A 15682-nucleotide genomic window follows, 5' to 3' on the forward strand; every position below is an offset into this window, starting at 1 on the left:
GATAACCTTGTCTAAAAAGGAAACAAAAACAAATGCAATGCGGATTTTGGAAAGAATGAAAATTCCATATGAAATGCGGACTTATGAATGTGACGAATTTACAGACGGTATTCATGTCGCGGATCTTCTTGGAATTTCATATGAAACAATGTATAAAACACTTGTGACAGTTGGAAAAAGTAAAGCATATTATGTTTTTGTCATTCCGATTGCCGAAGAAATTGACTTTAAAAAGGCTGCAAAATCTGTTGGAGAGAAATCGCTTGAGATGCTGCCTTTAAAAGAACTCACTGCTGTGACAGGATATGTGCGAGGTGGATGCACCTCCATTGGGATGAAGAAAAAATTTAAGACAATCATTCAGGAGGACGCACAGAAGTTAGACAAGATCATTGTAAGCGGTGGGAAAATCGGCCTGCAACTCATACTGCTTCCGGAAGATTTAAAACGAGCTGCCGATGCAGAATATGCAGATATTATCCACAGATGATCTTAAAAAATGTAAAAGAATGTAAAAAAGCATTGTTTTTTGTAAAGATAGATTGTAATATACAAACAGCAGAATAATTATGCAAGATAAGACAGATGGAGGAGTGCGAAGATGAAAAAAGTAGTAAAATTTGGCGGAAGCTCACTTGCGAGTGCAGAGCAGTTTAAAAAAGTGGGAAATATTATCCGTGCAGAAGAAAGTAGAAGGTATGTCATTCCATCAGCGCCAGGAAAACGATTTTCAGACGATGTAAAAGTGACAGATATGTTATATAAATGTTACGGAGCAGCTGTGAAAGGGAAAAAATTCACAGATTTACTGAAAGATATTCAGGAGCGATACAATGAGATCATTGAAGGATTAGGGTTGACGCTTTCACTTGAAAAAGAGTTTGAGATAATCCGTGATAACTTTGCAAAAAAAGCAGGCAGAGATTACGCTGCTTCACGTGGAGAATATTTGAATGGGATTATCATGGCAAACTATCTTGGATATGAATTCATTGATGCGGCAGAAGTTATTTTCTTTGATGAAGAAGGAAAATTTGATGCAGATAAGACAGATGAAATCCTGTCAGAACGTTTAAATAAAGCCGAACGTGCAGTAATTCCAGGATTTTATGGTTCTTTACCGGACGGGACAATCAAAACATTCTCAAGGGGTGGTTCGGACGTGACCGGTTCGATTGTTGCGAAAGCGGCAAAAGTAGATCTTTACGAGAACTGGACAGATGTGTCCGGTTTTCTGATTGCAGATCCGAGAATTATCTCGAATCCGAAGTCTATCGAAGCAATTACATATAAAGAATTAAGAGAGTTATCTTATATGGGAGCTACCGTTCTTCATGAGGATGCTATTTTCCCTGTTCGAAAAGAAGGAATTCCAATCAACATCCGCAACACAAATGCACCGGAGGATAAAGGTACGTTGATTGTTGAAGCTACTTGCAGACATCCAAAATACACGATTACCGGAATTGCCGGAAAGCAAGGATTTGCTTCTATCACAATCGAGAAGGCAATGATGAACTCAGAAGTTGGATTTGGAAGAAAAGTGCTTCAGGTATTTGAAGATAATCATATTTCATTCGAGCACATGCCATCCGGCATTGATACGATGACAGTTTTTGTACATCAGTCGGAATTTGAAGAGACAGAACAGAAAGTACTTGCCGGAATTCATCATGCAGTACAGCCAGACTCCATCGAATTGGAATCAGATCTTGCATTGATTGCTGTTGTTGGTCGGGGAATGCGTGCTACAAGAGGTACAGCAGGCCGTATTTTCTCTGCACTTGCGCATGCAAATGTAAATGTAAAGATGATTGATCAGGGTTCCAGCGAATTGAATATTGTAATTGGTGTGCGCAATCATGATTTCGAAAATGCGATTAAAGCAATTTACGATATTTTTGTGACAGCAAAACTCTAGTTGGAAAGGTGAATGATATGAATATCATGTTTTTCTTAAAACCTAAAAGTGAGGTTGCCCATATCTATGATGACGATACGGTCAGACAAGTTCTGGAACGTATGGAATATCACAGATATTCGTGTATCCCAATGCTCAACAGACAGGGGAAATATGTTGGGAGCATTACGGAAGGCGATTTACTTTGGTGGCTCAAAGGAAATCACAATCTAAATTTAAAACTTGCAGAGATGGTTTCCATACAGGAAGTTGGAAGACGCCTTGACTACAAACCGGTTCGAGCAGAAGCAAAAATGGAAGACCTAATGGAAAAAGCAATGGAACAGAATTTTGTTCCTGTAGTTGATGATCAGGGAAATTTTTCCGGAATTATCACGCGAAAAGATATTATCGGTTATTTCTATGACAAATTAGTAGTTTCCGATAAAGAAAAATAAAATTTTCAAAACAATATTTTGAAGGATTAGGAGAAAAAATGACAAGTATTCTGATTTTAGCAGTTATATGTATACTTATAGGTTTGTATGCAATCATAAAGGGAGATATGCCTTTGATTCGGAAAAAGGATATTAGAGATGTAAAAATGTACGCCAGAATCAATGGCGCTGCCGGCATTGCATTAGGAATCTTTTTCATCAGTTACTATTTTTTACAGTTCAGTCCTGTAAAGTTGTTTATCGGTTTATTTGTAATCTATGGAATTACGGTACTAGCTGAACTTTTTACAAAATCTGTCTAAAATAGTATAAAAAATAGTTGACGCCTATAAAGTCACATGTTATAATACAACGGTATGCCGCACAATGAGGTTTGCAAGTTCTGCAATGCAGACACCGTAATTGGCGAGTAATGATAATAGGAGGTGCCATATGTACGCAATTATAGCAACAGGTGGTAAACAGTACAAAGTAGCCGAAGGCGATATCATTAAAGTAGAAAAACTTGGTGTAGAAGCTGGAGAAACTTTTACATTTGACCAGGTACTTGCAGTTAGCGATTCTGAATTAAAAGTTGGAAATCCAACAGTAGAAGGTGCTACAGTTACAGCTTCTGTAATTGGAGACGGAAAAGCAAAAAAAGTAATCGTTTACAAGTATAAAAGAAAAACTGGATACCATAAGAAAAACGGTCACAGACAGCAGTACACAGCTGTTAAGATTGAAAAAATCAATGCTTAATCTGGTGTCGGAATGATTAGGGTAACCATTTATAAAAACGAAAAACATGAATGTGTTGGTTTTAAGGCGTTGGGTCATGCAGGTTACAGTGAGAATGGTCAGGATGTTGTCTGTGCAGCTGTTTCTGTGCTGACAATCAATACTGTGAATGCAATTGAGATTTTTACTCAGAATGAAGCCTCACTTGTATCTGATGATGAGCAGGGCTTAATCGATTATAGAATATCGGGAAGACCTACTAAAGAGACGACGCTGTTGTTGAAAGCTATGATTCTTGGTTTAGAGGAGATGGCTGATGACGAGAATTACGAGAAATATATCGATTTAACATTTGAGGAGGTGTAAGACCATGATGAAATTAAACCTTCAATTTTTCGCTCATAAAAAAGGAGTTGGTTCTACAAAGAACGGTAGAGACTCTGAATCTAAGAGATTAGGTGCGAAAAGAGCTGACGGACAATTTGTAAAAGCTGGAAATATCCTTTACAGACAACGTGGAACTAAGATTCACCCAGGTACTAACGTAGGACGTGGTGGAGACGATACTTTATTCGCTTTAGTTGACGGTGTTGTAAGATTCGAAAGAAAAGGAAGAGATAAGAAACAAGTTTCTATCTATCCAGTAGCTGAATAAGAATTTTACGAATTATAAAAGATTAGGCTTCAAATCTTATTGGTTTGAAGCCTTGTTTTTTTCCATCGGTTTATATTATAATAAAAACAATGTATAGAAAAGTAGGTGAGAAAGATGTTTGCAGACAGAGCAAAAATATATATCCGCTCAGGAAAAGGCGGAGATGGTCATGTCAGTTTTCGACGTGAACTATATGTACCAAACGGCGGTCCGGATGGTGGTGACGGAGGACGCGGCGGAGATGTTATCTTTGAAGTGGATGAAGGATTGAATACCCTTGCTGATTACCGACATAAAAGGAAATTTGCGGCAAAGGACGGCGAGCAGGGCGGAAAAAGACGCTGCCACGGGAAAGATGCAGAAGATATCATTTTGAAAGTTCCTGAAGGAACTGTGGTGAAAGAAGCGGAATCCGGGAAAGTTATCGCAGATATGTCAGGTGAGAACCGCAGACAGGTCATCTTAAAGGGTGGAAAAGGAGGTCTTGGTAACCAACATTTTGCAACTTCTACCATGCAGATTCCAAAGTATGCGCAGCCAGGACAGCCAGCTCAGGAATTGAACGTACAATTAGAGTTGAAAGTGATTGCAGATGTTGGGCTTGTCGGATTTCCGAATGTTGGGAAATCAACCTTTTTATCCCGTGTTACAAATGCAAATCCAAAGATTGCCAATTACCATTTTACAACATTAAATCCAAATCTCGGAGTTGTAGATTTAGGAGATGGGGAAAGTTTTGTTATAGCTGATATTCCCGGACTGATTGAAGGGGCTTCAGAAGGTGTTGGACTTGGACACGAATTTTTACGCCATATCGAGCGTACAAAGATGATGATTCACGTAGTGGATGCTGCATCGTCAGAGGGACGTGATCCGGTTGATGACATTTATAAGATTAATGAAGAATTAGAAGCATATAATCCTGAGATTGCAAAACGGCCTCAAGTCATTGCAGCAAATAAGACAGATTTGATATACTCAGAGGACGAAGATCCAGTTGAGCGTATCCGGGCAGAATTTGAACCAAAGGGAGTAAAGGTATTCGCAATTTCCGGGGTATCCGGCGCAGGAATCAAAGAGCTTTTGTATTATGTAAATGATCAGTTGAAACAATTAGAACAGGCTCCGATTACTTTCGAACAGGAATACTTCCCAGAAGAGGAACTCATTCATATTGATCTGCCATATACGGTTGAAAAAGAAGATGGCATGTATGTAGTGGAAGGGCCTAAGATTGAAAAGATGCTTGGATACACAAATTTAGACTCAGAAAAAGGATTTGCATTCTTCCAAAAATTCCTAAAAGATACAGGAATACTAGATGAATTGGAAGCTGCAGGAATTGAAGAAGGCGATACAGTGCGCATGTACGGGTTGCAATTCGATTATTATAAATAAGAGAGGAGGAAAATTATGACATCAAAACAGAGAGCGTATTTGAAAAGTCTTGCAATGGTTATGGATCCGATTTTTCAGGTTGGAAAATCAAGCATGACGCCAGAACTTACCAATGCAATTGCAGAAGCGTTGACAGCCAGAGAATTAATTAAAATCAATGTACTTCAAAACTGTGCCGATGATCCGAAAGAAATTGCACAGATCTTGGCAGAACGTACCCGCTCCCAGGTTGTTCAGGTAATAGGCAAAAAGATTGTGTTATACAAAGAAGGAAAAGATGATAAGAAGAAAATCGTACTTCCTTAGTGAATCATGAAAGAGGAAATAATATGAAGATTGGAATTATGGGGGGGACATTCGACCCCATTCATAATGGACACTTGATGCTTGGAAATTATGCATATAAACTTTTTCGACTCGATCAGGTATGGTTCCTGCCAAACGGAAATCCACCGCATAAGTCGAGTGCTGCCATTGAGTCCATGACTGTGAATCGGGTAGAGATGGTGCAAAAAGCAATTCAGCCATATGCGTATTTTCGTCTGGAAAAATATGAAGTAGAAGGAAAAGAGATTTCCTATTCCTATCAGACGATGCAGTACTTTCAAGACCGATATCCGGAACATGAATTCTATTTTATTATTGGTGCAGATTCTTTATTTTCTATTGAAAAATGGGTACATCCGGAGAAATTGCTGAGAACCTGTATCCTTTTAGCGGCATATCGCAATGGCAAAGGAACACAGGAGATGCTAAGTCAGATTCATTATTTAGCAAGAAAATATGAATGTGATATCCGTCTTATGAATACTCCGGATTTGGAGGTTTCTTCCAGTGATATTCGAAAAAGAATCAAAGAAGGACTTCCAATCAGCGAATTTGTACCAGAGGCAGTTGAAAAGTATATTGCAGAAAAACATTTATTTGAGGAAGAACAAAATGAAGCAGTTGACAATACGTAAAATAAAGGAAGAAGTAAAGATGCATTTGGATCAGAATCGGTATGAGCATACGCTTGGTGTTATGTATACTGCAGGCGCACTTGCGATGCGGTATGGGGCTGATTTGGAAGATACTATGATCGCGGGGCTTTTACATGATTGTGCGAAATGTATTCCATCTGCTCAAAAAATAGAATTGTGTAAAAAATATAATTTAAACATTTCTGAGGCAGAGCAGAAAAACCCTGGACTTTTACATGCAAAATTAGGAGCATATTTGGCAAAAGAGATATATCAGATAGAGAATACAGAAATTCTTGATGCGATTTCCTGCCATACAACCGGTCGCCCACATATGACACTGCTGGACAAGATTATTTATATTGCGGATTATATTGAGCCAGGAAGATGCGAGGCGCCTGATTTGCAGGAGATTCGACGTTTGGCATTTACAGATATCGATGAGTGTCTTTATACGATTCTTCATGCCTCATTAGAGTATTTGAAGAGCAAAAGTGAAGTGATTGATCCACTGACAGAACAGACTTATCTGTACTACAATGAAAGGAGAATTTAAAGATGGAAGAGTCAAGAAAAATGGCAAAAATAGCCTGTGCAGCATTAGCTGATAAAAAAGGAGAAGATATCAAAGTCATTGATATCTCAAATGTATCAGTTTTGGCAGATTATTTTATTATCGCAAACGGAACCAATGACAGCCAAGTACATGCTATGGTAGATAGTGTAGAAGAAGAGCTTGAAAAAGCCGGATTCACATTAAAACAAAGAGAAGGCTATGGACTTGGAAGCTGGGTGTTATTGGACTTCGGCGAAGTGATTGTTCATGTCTTTGACAAAGAAAATCGTCTTTTCTATGATTTGGAAAGAATCTGGAGTGACGGAAAGATGATAAATATTGAGGAATTATAATTTATAAACGGCATCTGAGCAGATGCCGTTTGTTTTTTAATTAATATTGATTACAGTCACTTTTTCACGTGTCATAGATTCAATGCTGCGACGAACACCTTGTGTTCCCATACCAGAGCCCTTTGTTCCGATAAATGGGAAGTGGTCTGGTCCGCGTTCTGTTCGACCGTTAATCTGTACAGAACCTGCTTGTATTTTTTCTGCAATTGTGAATGCCTGATCAATATCCTGAGAAAAGATACTTGCCTGTAATCCATATTCCGATTGATTGCTCATCTCAATGGCTTCATCGACTGTTTTTACACGAATAATCGGCAATACTGGACCAAATGGTTCCTCCCAAGCTAAACGCATATTTGGTGTCACATGGTCAAGCAGCGTAGGATAGATTAAATTTCCTTCTCGCTGATTTCCAGTAATTAATGTTGCATTTTTCTCAAGTGCATCATCAATCAGACGCTGTACAAAATCAGCTGATTTCTGATCAATCAGTGGTACAATCATTTTATTTTCTTCTGGAGAACCAATTGTTACATTTTTTAATTCTTCAGATAATTTCTCAATTAATTCATCAGCGATCATCTCGTCAACGAAAACACGTTTAATAGCAGTGCAGCGTTGACCGGAGTAAGAAAATGCACCGGATACAATTTGTTTTGCTGCCAAATCTAAATTTGCATCTTTTACAACAATGGCAGGGTCTTTTCCTCCCAATTCCATGACAAGTGGAATCATGTTTGCCAATTTTGCGATACGTTTTCCTGTACCGCTTCCACCCGTGAAAGAAATCATGTCAATCCCTTGATGTTCGATCAGATAATTTCCTATCACAGAACCATGACCTGTCACCACATTTAGAACACCTTTTGGAAGACCAGCCCGATCTAGCGCTTCAATCATTTTGATTCCGCTGATCGCACCTTGTGTTGCCGGCTTGAAGACGACGGCATTTCCACTTATCAGAGCCGGAGCAATTTTTGCTGCTGATAGATTAACAGGGTAGTTAAACGGAGAAATAGCAAGCACAACACCTAGAGGAACACGGTGACTAATGGCAATTTTAGAACGATTTCCCCCAGGAAAATTTTCTCCGAGCATACTTTCACCATATAAATGAATTGCTTCTTCAATTGTAAAACGAATCAAATCAATTGTGCGCTCCACTTCTTTGACGGCATCCTGAAATCCTTTACCGACTTCTTGCATAATAGTCGTTGCAATATCTTCCTTTGATTTTTCAAGCTCTTCAATCCAATGATATAAATAGTTACCGCGATCTCTGATAGAAAGTTTCTCCCATTTCTTTTGTGCAATTTTTGCACTTTGGATAGCTTTATCTGCCTCGTCTTTTGAAATCGCCTGTACCGTACCGACAAGTTCATCTTTATAAGGTGACATGATTTTAATAACTTCTTTGCTTTTGCTTTCTTCCCACATACCATCAATATAAAATCTATAGTTTTTGTTCAAATTCAAATAAATCCCTTCTTTCATTTAATTTTATTCTTTTCTTTAACTATATTTTAATAATAGTAATCATTATTAGTCAAGAGGTAAATTTTAGAGTAAAAAAATGAGACAGAAACAACTTATGAAAAAAATATATATTATTTAGAAAATTGAGAAAGAATTTTTGACTGTTTACAATGAAAAACAAGATACAATCTAAAAATATATTATATTTTTATAATTTTTATGAGAATTATGAAAGAATTTTGGAAATATGATGAATAAAACTCAGGGAACAGAAGAGGAGAGAAATAAAAATTAAAAGAAACATGTGATAGCAGACTGACAGATGATTAATCTGCCAGTCTGCAAAAATATCTTATTGAAAGAAACGAAATACACCAATCACTTTTCCTAAAATCTCTACTTCTGATACAATAATAGGCTCCATTGTATCATTCTCAGGCTGCAGACGGTATATACCTTCTTCTTTATAAAAAGTCTTCACCGTTGCGCTGTCATCTACAAGCGCAACAACCATCTCTCCGTTAGAAGCGACAGAAGTAGATTCTACCAATACCATATCACCATCTAAAATACCAGCATTAATCATGCTTTCTCCTTTTACAGTCAGTAAGAATGTTTCATTATTCGGCATAAATTCTATCGGAATAGGAAAGTAGTTGGTAATGTTTTGTTCAGCAAGAATTGGTTCTCCTGCAGCTACTTGACCTACAATTGGCACGTTTACCATCTCTCGCCTTGTGAGATTAAATGTATCATCTATAATCTCAATTGCACGTGGCTTCGTAGGATCTCGTCTGATATATCCATTTTTTTCTAAAGTTTCAAGATGAGAGTGGACAGATGATGTCGATTTTAAATTTACGGCTTCACAAATCTCACGTACGGCAGGAGGGTAACCGATTCTTAATATTTCAGATTTTATGTATTCTAATATTTCTAATTGTTTTTTACTTATTTTTCCATATGCCATTTAGACGACCTCCTAGAATGAAGTTATTTTAATTAAAAATATTTTACCATAAATACACAAAAAAGGCAAACAAATGTTTAGAAAATATGTTCGTATTTTTCTTCAAATCTATTGACAAACATTTGTTCTTGTTTTATAATTCGATACAAGAACAGTTGTTCGAAAAATACGTTCGCATATAGTGGAAGAGAGGTATATGAGATAATGACAAAAGAGAAAAGATATTATGAGAAACAACGATTTGCACAACGGAGAATGTGGATGCTCTTGGCAACTATTTTATTTATAACCATTGGAAGTGCCGTATTTGGAAGTTCCTTTTCCGATGCACATGGGAATGCACAGGAAAGCCCAATTACTTATAAGTACTATAAAAGTATAGTAATTCAACCAGGAGACACTCTTTGGGATATCGCTCTTGAATATAAAACAGATGATTACGGAAGCACTCAGGAATATGTAGATGAGCTGAAAGAAATTAATTCCTTAGAATCTGATTCGATACAGGAAAGCCAATATTTAATGATTGCATATTACGACGAAGAGTTTCGATAAAAGATACCATGCCGATATAGCAGCGAGTCTTATTAGTGAAAATAGATGCTATATCGGTCTTTTATAATAGAAATATATCTATACGACAAATACTGATTTTTCCAAAAGATATAGACATTTACTGTCGTATAGTGTAAAATATACTTAAAATCCAGTATTTACGAAAGGAATCTTGTTTCATGGCTAAAGACATAAAAACATATTATGAACAATCTTATATTGACAATACACTTCGATTACGTGAAGTTTTACAGACATTACCATCATTTACAAAAGATTATTTTCGTGCTGTAGAACCGACTACATCGGCTAAGACAAGAATTTCTTATGCTTATGACATCCGTGTATTTTTTCATTTTTTAATTGAGAACAATCCAATTTATCACGATTATACAACAACCCAGTTTACCCTTCAGGACTTAGAACGTGTTGAACCGATCGATATCGAGGAATATTTAGAGTATTTAAAGGTATATAAAGCGGATGATAATCAGGTGATCACAAATGGAGAAAAAGGACTGGCACGAAAATTTTCTTCTCTCAGGAGCTTTTACCGGTATTTTTACCGTCATCAGATGATTGAAAAAAATCCGACTATTTTTGTGGATATGCCAAAGTTACATGATAAAGCAATTATACGTTTAGATATTGATGAGGTTGCTTTGCTGCTTGATTATGTAGAAAATTGTGGGAAAGAATTGACGGGTCAAAAAAAAGTTTATTATGAAAAAACAAAAACTCGCGATTTGGCTATTTTGACATTATTGCTTGGAACGGGGATTCGTGTTTCAGAATGTGTAGGTCTTGATATCAATGATATTGATTTTAAGAATAATGGCATTAAGGTGACTAGAAAAGGTGGAAGTGAGATGGTTATCTATTTCGGTGAGGAAGTACGTAATGCTTTGGAGAATTATCTTGAGACAACAAGAGCCAGCGCTACTCCCCTACCCGACCATGAAAATGCTCTTTTTTTATCGACCCAAAGAAAAAGAATGGGAGTTCAGGCAATTGAGAATATGGTGAAAAAATATGCCAAACAAGTGACTCCAAACAAAAAAATAACACCTCATAAGCTTCGGAGTACCTATGGGACGTCCTTATACAAGGAAACAGGCGATATTTACCTTGTAGCCGACGTATTGGGGCATAAGGATGTAAATACGACAAAAAAACACTATGCGGCTATTGATGATATGCGGCGAAGACAGGCAGCCAGTGCTGTAAAATTAAGAGAAGAGCGAAATTAACTCTGCTCTTCTCTCCTGAATTTCCCAATGCTCAATGTCTATTTTTGCTTTTGGTTACATACAATCAGAATCTAATACAATTGTGAATGGTCCATCATTAATCAGGCTTACTTTCATGTCCGCCCCAAAACTTCCTTTTTCAACAACTGGTACATTTTCCTTGCATTTGGAAATAATATATTCATAAAGTTCTTCCGCTAATGCAGGATCTCCAGATTCAATAAAGCTTGGACGATTTCCTCTTTTACAATTTGCATATAGTGTAAACTGTGAAATCAATAAAAGCTCTCCATTCACATCAGCAAGTGAAAGATTTGTTTTTCCGTTTTCATCTTCAAAAATGCGAAGTCCGATCATTTTTTTTATCAGTTTGTCCGCAATTTCTTTTGTATCCTCCTGCCCGACTCCAATTAGTACCATAAATCCTTTTCCGATTTGTCCGATTATTTTATCATCTACTTTTACAGATGATTCTGTAACACGTTGTATCACAAATTTCATGTTCTTCCATCCTCCTAAATCTCATCTAAAACTATTCTACATGATTCTGATAGATTTGTGAAGTTGTTTATTTTCCTATTGTAAAAATAAGAAAAATATAATAGTATTAAGCAGGTAGAAACAGTAAAATAGAATGTAAGAAAGGATTTTATAGATGAAATTACAACAGTTATTGAGTTTTACGAGAAAAGCAGTGGATGAATACCAGATGATCCAGGAAGGAGATCATATTGCAGTTGGAATCTCTGGCGGAAAAGACAGCTTGACACTGCTCTATGCACTTCATGGATTAAAACGGTTCTATCCCAACAAATTTGAATTGAGTGCCATTACAGTTGATTTAGGATACGAAGAATTCGATTTAGATCCAGTACATGAATTATGTCAAGAACTCGGAGTGCCGTATAAGGTAGTGAAAACGGATATTGCTCACATTTTATTCGAAGAGAGAAAAGAAAGCAATCCTTGTTCTCTTTGTGCAAAGATGCGAAAAGGCGCATTGAATGATGCTGTAAAAGAAATGGGCTGCAATAAAGTTGCTTATGCGCATCACAAAGATGATATTATTGAAACAATGCTTCTCTCTCTGATTTTTGAAGGAAGATTTCATTCATTTTCGCCGAAAACATATTTGGATCGTATGGATTTGACAGTTATTCGTCCAATTATGTTTGTAGATGAAGCAGATGTTATTGGATTTAAGAATAAATACAACCTGCCGGTTGTAAAAAGTAAGTGCCCAGTTGACGGCTACACCAAACGCCAGTATGCAAAAGAACTTGTAAGACAATTAAATACTGAGCACCCAGGGGCAAAAAATAGAATGTTCACTGCAATTTTGAACGGTGATATCGAAGGATGGCCAGAAAGAATCTTACATAAAAGATAATTTTACAAAACAGGGACATGAGAAAAATTCCCATGTCCCTACCGTTTATAATTTTGCATCTGTAATATTATTTCTAAGTGAAACATAATCTTTGATGGCTTTTGCAGTTCCTTCTACACCGAGCTTTCCGCTGTTTAGACATAAATCATAACTCTTCGCTTCTGCCCATTCTTTATTCGTGTAATAATTGTAATAACTTGCTCTTTTTTTATCCGTTTTTAAGATCATATCTTTTGCTTTTGCATCAGTCAAGTTATAGAGTCTTGCAATTCTTCTGACACGAATGTCCAAATCAGCATAAATAAATACATTTACAACATTGTCATAGTTTTCCAAAGCATAGTCGGCACATCTTCCTACAAGAACACAAGGTCCTTCGTCAGCAATCTTCTTTATAGCATCAAATTGAGCCAAAAAGATCTTATGATTAATCGGCATATCTGAATAACTTCCAGAAGAATATCCAAGAGAGTAAGTATCCATCACTAATGAATAGAGAAAACTATTCGTAGGTTTTTCATCATGTGTCTCAAATAATTCTTCACAGATACCGCTTTCTTTTGCCGCTCTCTTTAACATCTCTTTGTCATATAATTTGATACCATAATCTTTAGCAATGACATTCCCGATCTCACGCCCAGCACTTCCAAATTGTCTTCCGATTGTAATAATTGTATTAAATTCACTCATATCTGTCACTCTCCTTTAAGTCTGAATACGAATTGTTTTAACATATAATTATTATACAACAATTTATGAGAAAAGTATATATTTTTATATGAATTTTACAGTTTAAGACGTTTGTTTTAGTTTGTTTAGCAGAGAGATAAAATAATCCGGAAGTGGAGCATCCACCTCAATATACTCATGCGTACGTGGATGAACAATACCCAATGTTTTTGCATGTAATGTCTGTCCCTGTAATTTGAAAGGACATTTTGCCGGTCCATAGACAGCATCTCCTAACAGAGGATGGCGTATATGAGCCATATGTACTCGTATCTGGTGTGTTCTACCTGTCTCCAATTGACATTTTATGTATGTATAATTTTTAAATCGTTCGATTACTTTATAATGAGTGACTGCATGCTTGCCGTTTTTATAGTTGACACTCATTTTTTTTCGCTCAATCGGATGTCTTCCAATTGGAGCGTCAATTGTCCCTTCATCTTCTTTTATAACCCCATGTACGATTGCGTGATATATTCGTTGTATGGAGTGTTCCTTTAGCTGTTCTGCTAAATCCTGGTGGACAAAATCATTTTTACAGACAAGCAGTGATCCGGTTGTATCCATATCTATTCGATGTACAATTCCAGGTCGCATTATTCCATTGATTCCAGATAATTGATCTTTGCAGTGATACATCAGGGCATTTACAAGAGTGCCAGAATAATGTCCTGCCGATGGGTGTACCACCATTCCTTTTGGTTTGTTAACAATCAAAATATCTTCATCCTCATATAAAATATCAATTGGGATATTCTCTGGCACAATATCCGGCTCTTGAAGCTCTGGTTTATCCAGAGCCAATGTATCAAGTGCGTTAAGTTTGTAGTTTGCTTTGACTATTTTCCCGTTTGCAGTCACATGTCCATCTTTAATTAATTTTTGAATATAAGAACGAGAAAGATCTAGAAATTGTTCTGAAAGAAATTTATCTACTCGGTTTCCAGAAAATTCTTTTTCTACAGTAACGGTCTGTATCATAATTAACTCTCCTGTTCCTTGTTCTTTTTACGCGAGAATAGCTTAAACAGCATTTCAAGATCATCTTCTTTGTAATAGAATAAAATTAATACGATAAGAAGTCCAGCTGACAATGTTACATAAATATCTGCCACATTGAAAATTGGGAAATCGATCAATTCGAAATAAAAGAAATCAATTACATAATTCAAACGTATCCGGTCTATCATATTTCCAATTGCCCCGGATGCAATCAGAAGCAGACAGATTCGCAATGGAATAAAATGTCTCTCGTGCGGCATTTTTAAATAGAAAAAAAGTGCTACAATCAGAATTATAATACCGATAATAACAAAGAAAATTTTTTGGTTTTGGAGTATCCCAAAAGCCGCTCCACGATTTTCCAGATAGTGAAGCTGGAAAACATTTTCTATGATATCAATTGGAGCTTGATTTTTCAAATTTTCCACTGCAAGTAGTTTTGTGTATTGATCTAAAAAAATTGCAAAAATCATACTTAAAGTAGCTAATAAATGGCTGAGGTAATGATTTGTTTTCTTTTTCATAAGATTCTCCCTTCCTGTTTCATTATATGTATAGATGTATCGTCACTAAATAACGTCCCCTTTTTGTCTGAGAAAGCATTTCTTTATATTGAAAACGTCCAAGTCCTCGAACAGAAATAATATCGTCTTGTTTAATTTGGTATCCATTGGATGTGATTAATTTTCCGTTTACAAATACTTTTCCATTTTCAATGTATGGTACCAGTTTTGTTCTGGAAGAAGAAAATGCAAGAGCTAAAAGACTGTCTAGCCGCAAAGACGACACGGTGCCTTTTTTTTCTTCTATTTGAGGAGTATAAGAAAACTTCTCAAAATTTTCCGGCTCTGCCATAACAGAAGTATGACGTATTCTTTTTAATTCATCTTGGATGAATTGTTCCAGAGACTGATGAACAAACAGAATTGCAGAATCTTCCTGTACAAGGATATCACCGATTTTGCTACGTTCAATACCAAGATTTAAAACAGCGCCTAAATAGTCTCTGTGAGAAAGTGCCTCAGAAAATTTTTTCTGCAACGGTCTGATTTTCAAAACAGAAATTGGATAAAAATACTCATAACAAAAAGCATCAGGTAGAAATGCAACCATCTGACGCTCTGAGAAATCATAACCGCCAAAAACTTTGTATGTTGTATATAATTCTGTCTTTGGCATTGTATGAAGAATATTTAATTCATTCAAATTTAAAAAATCAGAATATGTAACAATTCCGCGTTGATAGGATAGCCTTGAAAGCTCAATCAATCTCTTTTGTAACATAAGTTCTTCTTTTTGCATAATACT

The 15682-nt window shown here is 36.4% G+C and carries 22 protein-coding genes; 15 read left to right on the forward strand and 7 right to left on the reverse strand.

Features of this window, described 5'->3' with window-relative positions; genetic code table 11:
• The first annotated feature begins 7 nt into the window (after positions 1 to 7).
• The 12 genes from ybaK (at position 8) to rsfS (ending at position 7002) form a co-directional block, all read left to right on the forward strand.
• The gene (gene ybaK, locus AC6I5B_RS09035; RefSeq protein WP_022251074.1) at positions 8 to 490 is read left to right on the forward strand and encodes a Cys-tRNA(Pro) deacylase; all 483 of its coding nucleotides are present in this window, start codon (positions 8 to 10) and stop codon (positions 488 to 490) included.
• 111 nt (positions 491 to 601) lie between these two features.
• Positions 602 to 1921, forward strand: coding sequence for an aspartate kinase (locus AC6I5B_RS09040; RefSeq protein ID WP_004612609.1), 1320 nt, complete (start codon positions 602 to 604; stop codon positions 1919 to 1921).
• Between the two features lie 17 nt (positions 1922 to 1938).
• Entirely contained in the window at positions 1939 to 2358 is a 420-nt protein-coding gene (locus tag AC6I5B_RS09045) for a CBS domain-containing protein (RefSeq protein WP_022251073.1), read from the forward strand.
• A 38-nt stretch (positions 2359 to 2396) separates the two neighbouring features.
• A complete protein-coding gene (locus AC6I5B_RS09050) occupies positions 2397 to 2660 on the forward strand; it encodes a hypothetical protein (protein WP_022251072.1) in 264 nt (87 codons plus the stop codon).
• 130 nt (positions 2661 to 2790) lie between these two features.
• The gene (rplU, locus tag AC6I5B_RS09055) at positions 2791 to 3099 is read left to right on the forward strand and encodes a 50S ribosomal protein L21 (protein WP_004612606.1); all 309 of its coding nucleotides are present in this window, start codon (positions 2791 to 2793) and stop codon (positions 3097 to 3099) included.
• Positions 3100 to 3111: 12 nt separating this feature from the next.
• Positions 3112 to 3444, forward strand: a complete 333-nt coding sequence (locus tag AC6I5B_RS09060) for a ribosomal-processing cysteine protease Prp (protein ID WP_004612605.1) — start codon at positions 3112 to 3114, stop codon at positions 3442 to 3444.
• A gap of 4 nt (positions 3445 to 3448) precedes the next feature.
• Positions 3449 to 3733: a 50S ribosomal protein L27 gene (rpmA, locus tag AC6I5B_RS09065; RefSeq protein WP_004612604.1), complete on the forward strand. Its 285-nt coding sequence runs from the start codon at positions 3449 to 3451 to the stop codon at positions 3731 to 3733.
• 114 nt (positions 3734 to 3847) lie between these two features.
• Entirely contained in the window at positions 3848 to 5131 is a 1284-nt protein-coding gene (obgE, locus tag AC6I5B_RS09070; RefSeq protein WP_071143987.1) for a GTPase ObgE, read from the forward strand.
• Between the two features lie 15 nt (positions 5132 to 5146).
• A complete protein-coding gene (gene yhbY, locus AC6I5B_RS09075; RefSeq protein ID WP_004612602.1) occupies positions 5147 to 5437 on the forward strand; it encodes a ribosome assembly RNA-binding protein YhbY in 291 nt (96 codons plus the stop codon).
• A gap of 23 nt (positions 5438 to 5460) precedes the next feature.
• Positions 5461 to 6093 carry a nicotinate-nucleotide adenylyltransferase gene (gene nadD, locus AC6I5B_RS09080; protein ID WP_044987140.1) on the forward strand — a complete coding sequence of 211 codons (633 nt, stop codon included), beginning with the start codon at positions 5461 to 5463 and terminating at the stop codon, positions 6091 to 6093.
• Positions 6071 to 6649 carry a bis(5'-nucleosyl)-tetraphosphatase (symmetrical) YqeK gene (gene yqeK, locus AC6I5B_RS09085; protein WP_004612600.1) on the forward strand — a complete coding sequence of 193 codons (579 nt, stop codon included), beginning with the start codon at positions 6071 to 6073 and terminating at the stop codon, positions 6647 to 6649. The genes nadD and yqeK overlap by 23 nt, the downstream gene beginning before the upstream one ends.
• 2 nt (positions 6650 to 6651) lie before the next feature.
• Entirely contained in the window at positions 6652 to 7002 is a 351-nt protein-coding gene (rsfS, locus tag AC6I5B_RS09090) for a ribosome silencing factor (protein WP_004612599.1), read from the forward strand.
• A gap of 36 nt (positions 7003 to 7038) precedes the next feature.
• Here rsfS and AC6I5B_RS09095 read toward each other — a convergent pair whose 3' ends face one another.
• A complete protein-coding gene (locus AC6I5B_RS09095) occupies positions 7039 to 8496 on the reverse strand; it encodes an NADP-dependent glyceraldehyde-3-phosphate dehydrogenase (RefSeq protein WP_004612598.1) in 1458 nt (485 codons plus the stop codon).
• Between the two features lie 334 nt (positions 8497 to 8830).
• A complete protein-coding gene (gene lexA / locus AC6I5B_RS09100; protein ID WP_004612597.1) occupies positions 8831 to 9448 on the reverse strand; it encodes a transcriptional repressor LexA in 618 nt (205 codons plus the stop codon).
• Between the two features lie 204 nt (positions 9449 to 9652).
• Here lexA and AC6I5B_RS09105 point away from each other — a divergent pair, with 204 nt between their 5' ends.
• Entirely contained in the window at positions 9653 to 10003 is a 351-nt protein-coding gene (locus AC6I5B_RS09105) for a LysM peptidoglycan-binding domain-containing protein (RefSeq protein ID WP_071143985.1), read from the forward strand.
• Between the two features lie 179 nt (positions 10004 to 10182).
• The gene (locus tag AC6I5B_RS09110; RefSeq protein WP_004612595.1) at positions 10183 to 11253 is read left to right on the forward strand and encodes a tyrosine-type recombinase/integrase; all 1071 of its coding nucleotides are present in this window, start codon (positions 10183 to 10185) and stop codon (positions 11251 to 11253) included.
• Between the two features lie 54 nt (positions 11254 to 11307).
• On the opposite strand, the gene dtd is transcribed toward AC6I5B_RS09110, so the two are convergent.
• Positions 11308 to 11754 (reverse strand): D-aminoacyl-tRNA deacylase, encoded by a 447-nt coding sequence (gene dtd / locus AC6I5B_RS09115; RefSeq protein ID WP_004612594.1) that lies wholly within the window; start codon positions 11752 to 11754, stop codon positions 11308 to 11310.
• Positions 11755 to 11908: 154 nt separating this feature from the next.
• Between dtd and AC6I5B_RS09120 the strand changes: the two genes are divergently transcribed.
• Positions 11909 to 12643 carry a tRNA 2-thiocytidine(32) synthetase TtcA gene (locus AC6I5B_RS09120; protein WP_004612593.1) on the forward strand — a complete coding sequence of 245 codons (735 nt, stop codon included), beginning with the start codon at positions 11909 to 11911 and terminating at the stop codon, positions 12641 to 12643.
• A 45-nt stretch (positions 12644 to 12688) separates the two neighbouring features.
• Here the strand turns inward: AC6I5B_RS09120 and AC6I5B_RS09125 are convergent, their stop codons facing one another.
• The 4 genes from AC6I5B_RS09125 to AC6I5B_RS09140 all read right to left on the reverse strand — a co-directional run bounded on the left by AC6I5B_RS09125 (position 12689) and on the right by AC6I5B_RS09140 (position 15676).
• Positions 12689 to 13333 (reverse strand): cytidylate kinase-like family protein, encoded by a 645-nt coding sequence (locus AC6I5B_RS09125; RefSeq protein WP_004612592.1) that lies wholly within the window; start codon positions 13331 to 13333, stop codon positions 12689 to 12691.
• 102 nt (positions 13334 to 13435) lie between these two features.
• On the reverse strand, positions 13436 to 14353 hold the full coding sequence (locus AC6I5B_RS09130) for an RluA family pseudouridine synthase (RefSeq protein ID WP_144166938.1): 918 nt from the start codon (positions 14351 to 14353) through the stop codon (positions 13436 to 13438).
• A 2-nt stretch (positions 14354 to 14355) separates the two neighbouring features.
• Complete coding sequence (gene lspA, locus AC6I5B_RS09135; RefSeq protein WP_004612590.1) at positions 14356 to 14898, reverse strand: signal peptidase II; 543 nt, start codon at positions 14896 to 14898, stop codon at positions 14356 to 14358.
• 22 nt (positions 14899 to 14920) lie between these two features.
• Entirely contained in the window at positions 14921 to 15676 is a 756-nt protein-coding gene (locus tag AC6I5B_RS09140) for a YlmH family RNA-binding protein (protein WP_022251065.1), read from the reverse strand.
• Positions 15677 to 15682: the final 6 nt, after the last annotated feature.

The organism is Faecalimonas nexilis (assembly GCF_059731825.1).

What these genes read in the sequence shown, in the direction of transcription:
- AC6I5B_RS09045 (WP_022251073.1), top strand. Translation starts at nt 1,939, where the DNA reads ATGAATATCATGTTTTTCTTAAAACCTAAAAGTGAGGTTGCCCATATC.
- lexA (WP_004612597.1), bottom strand. Translation starts at nt 9,448, where the DNA reads ATGGCATATGGAAAAATAAGTAAAAAACAATTAGAAATATTAGAATAC.
- yqeK (WP_004612600.1), top strand. Translation starts at nt 6,071, where the DNA reads ATGAAGCAGTTGACAATACGTAAAATAAAGGAAGAAGTAAAGATGCAT.
- AC6I5B_RS09110 (WP_004612595.1), top strand. Translation starts at nt 10,183, where the DNA reads ATGGCTAAAGACATAAAAACATATTATGAACAATCTTATATTGACAAT.
- AC6I5B_RS09040 (WP_004612609.1), top strand. Translation starts at nt 602, where the DNA reads ATGAAAAAAGTAGTAAAATTTGGCGGAAGCTCACTTGCGAGTGCAGAG.
- rplU (WP_004612606.1), top strand. Translation starts at nt 2,791, where the DNA reads ATGTACGCAATTATAGCAACAGGTGGTAAACAGTACAAAGTAGCCGAA.
- lspA (WP_004612590.1), bottom strand. Translation starts at nt 14,898, where the DNA reads ATGAAAAAGAAAACAAATCATTACCTCAGCCATTTATTAGCTACTTTA.
- AC6I5B_RS09105 (WP_071143985.1), top strand. Translation starts at nt 9,653, where the DNA reads ATGACAAAAGAGAAAAGATATTATGAGAAACAACGATTTGCACAACGG.
- AC6I5B_RS09130 (WP_144166938.1), bottom strand. Translation starts at nt 14,353, where the DNA reads ATGATACAGACCGTTACTGTAGAAAAAGAATTTTCTGGAAACCGAGTA.
- obgE (WP_071143987.1), top strand. Translation starts at nt 3,848, where the DNA reads ATGTTTGCAGACAGAGCAAAAATATATATCCGCTCAGGAAAAGGCGGA.
- AC6I5B_RS09125 (WP_004612592.1), bottom strand. Translation starts at nt 13,333, where the DNA reads ATGAGTGAATTTAATACAATTATTACAATCGGAAGACAATTTGGAAGT.
- nadD (WP_044987140.1), top strand. Translation starts at nt 5,461, where the DNA reads ATGAAGATTGGAATTATGGGGGGGACATTCGACCCCATTCATAATGGA.
- rpmA (WP_004612604.1), top strand. Translation starts at nt 3,449, where the DNA reads ATGATGAAATTAAACCTTCAATTTTTCGCTCATAAAAAAGGAGTTGGT.
- AC6I5B_RS09060 (WP_004612605.1), top strand. Translation starts at nt 3,112, where the DNA reads ATGATTAGGGTAACCATTTATAAAAACGAAAAACATGAATGTGTTGGT.
- yhbY (WP_004612602.1), top strand. Translation starts at nt 5,147, where the DNA reads ATGACATCAAAACAGAGAGCGTATTTGAAAAGTCTTGCAATGGTTATG.
- AC6I5B_RS09095 (WP_004612598.1), bottom strand. Translation starts at nt 8,496, where the DNA reads ATGAAAGAAGGGATTTATTTGAATTTGAACAAAAACTATAGATTTTAT.
- AC6I5B_RS09120 (WP_004612593.1), top strand. Translation starts at nt 11,909, where the DNA reads ATGAAATTACAACAGTTATTGAGTTTTACGAGAAAAGCAGTGGATGAA.
- dtd (WP_004612594.1), bottom strand. Translation starts at nt 11,754, where the DNA reads ATGAAATTTGTGATACAACGTGTTACAGAATCATCTGTAAAAGTAGAT.
- AC6I5B_RS09050 (WP_022251072.1), top strand. Translation starts at nt 2,397, where the DNA reads ATGACAAGTATTCTGATTTTAGCAGTTATATGTATACTTATAGGTTTG.
- rsfS (WP_004612599.1), top strand. Translation starts at nt 6,652, where the DNA reads ATGGAAGAGTCAAGAAAAATGGCAAAAATAGCCTGTGCAGCATTAGCT.
- AC6I5B_RS09140 (WP_022251065.1), bottom strand. Translation starts at nt 15,676, where the DNA reads ATGCAAAAAGAAGAACTTATGTTACAAAAGAGATTGATTGAGCTTTCA.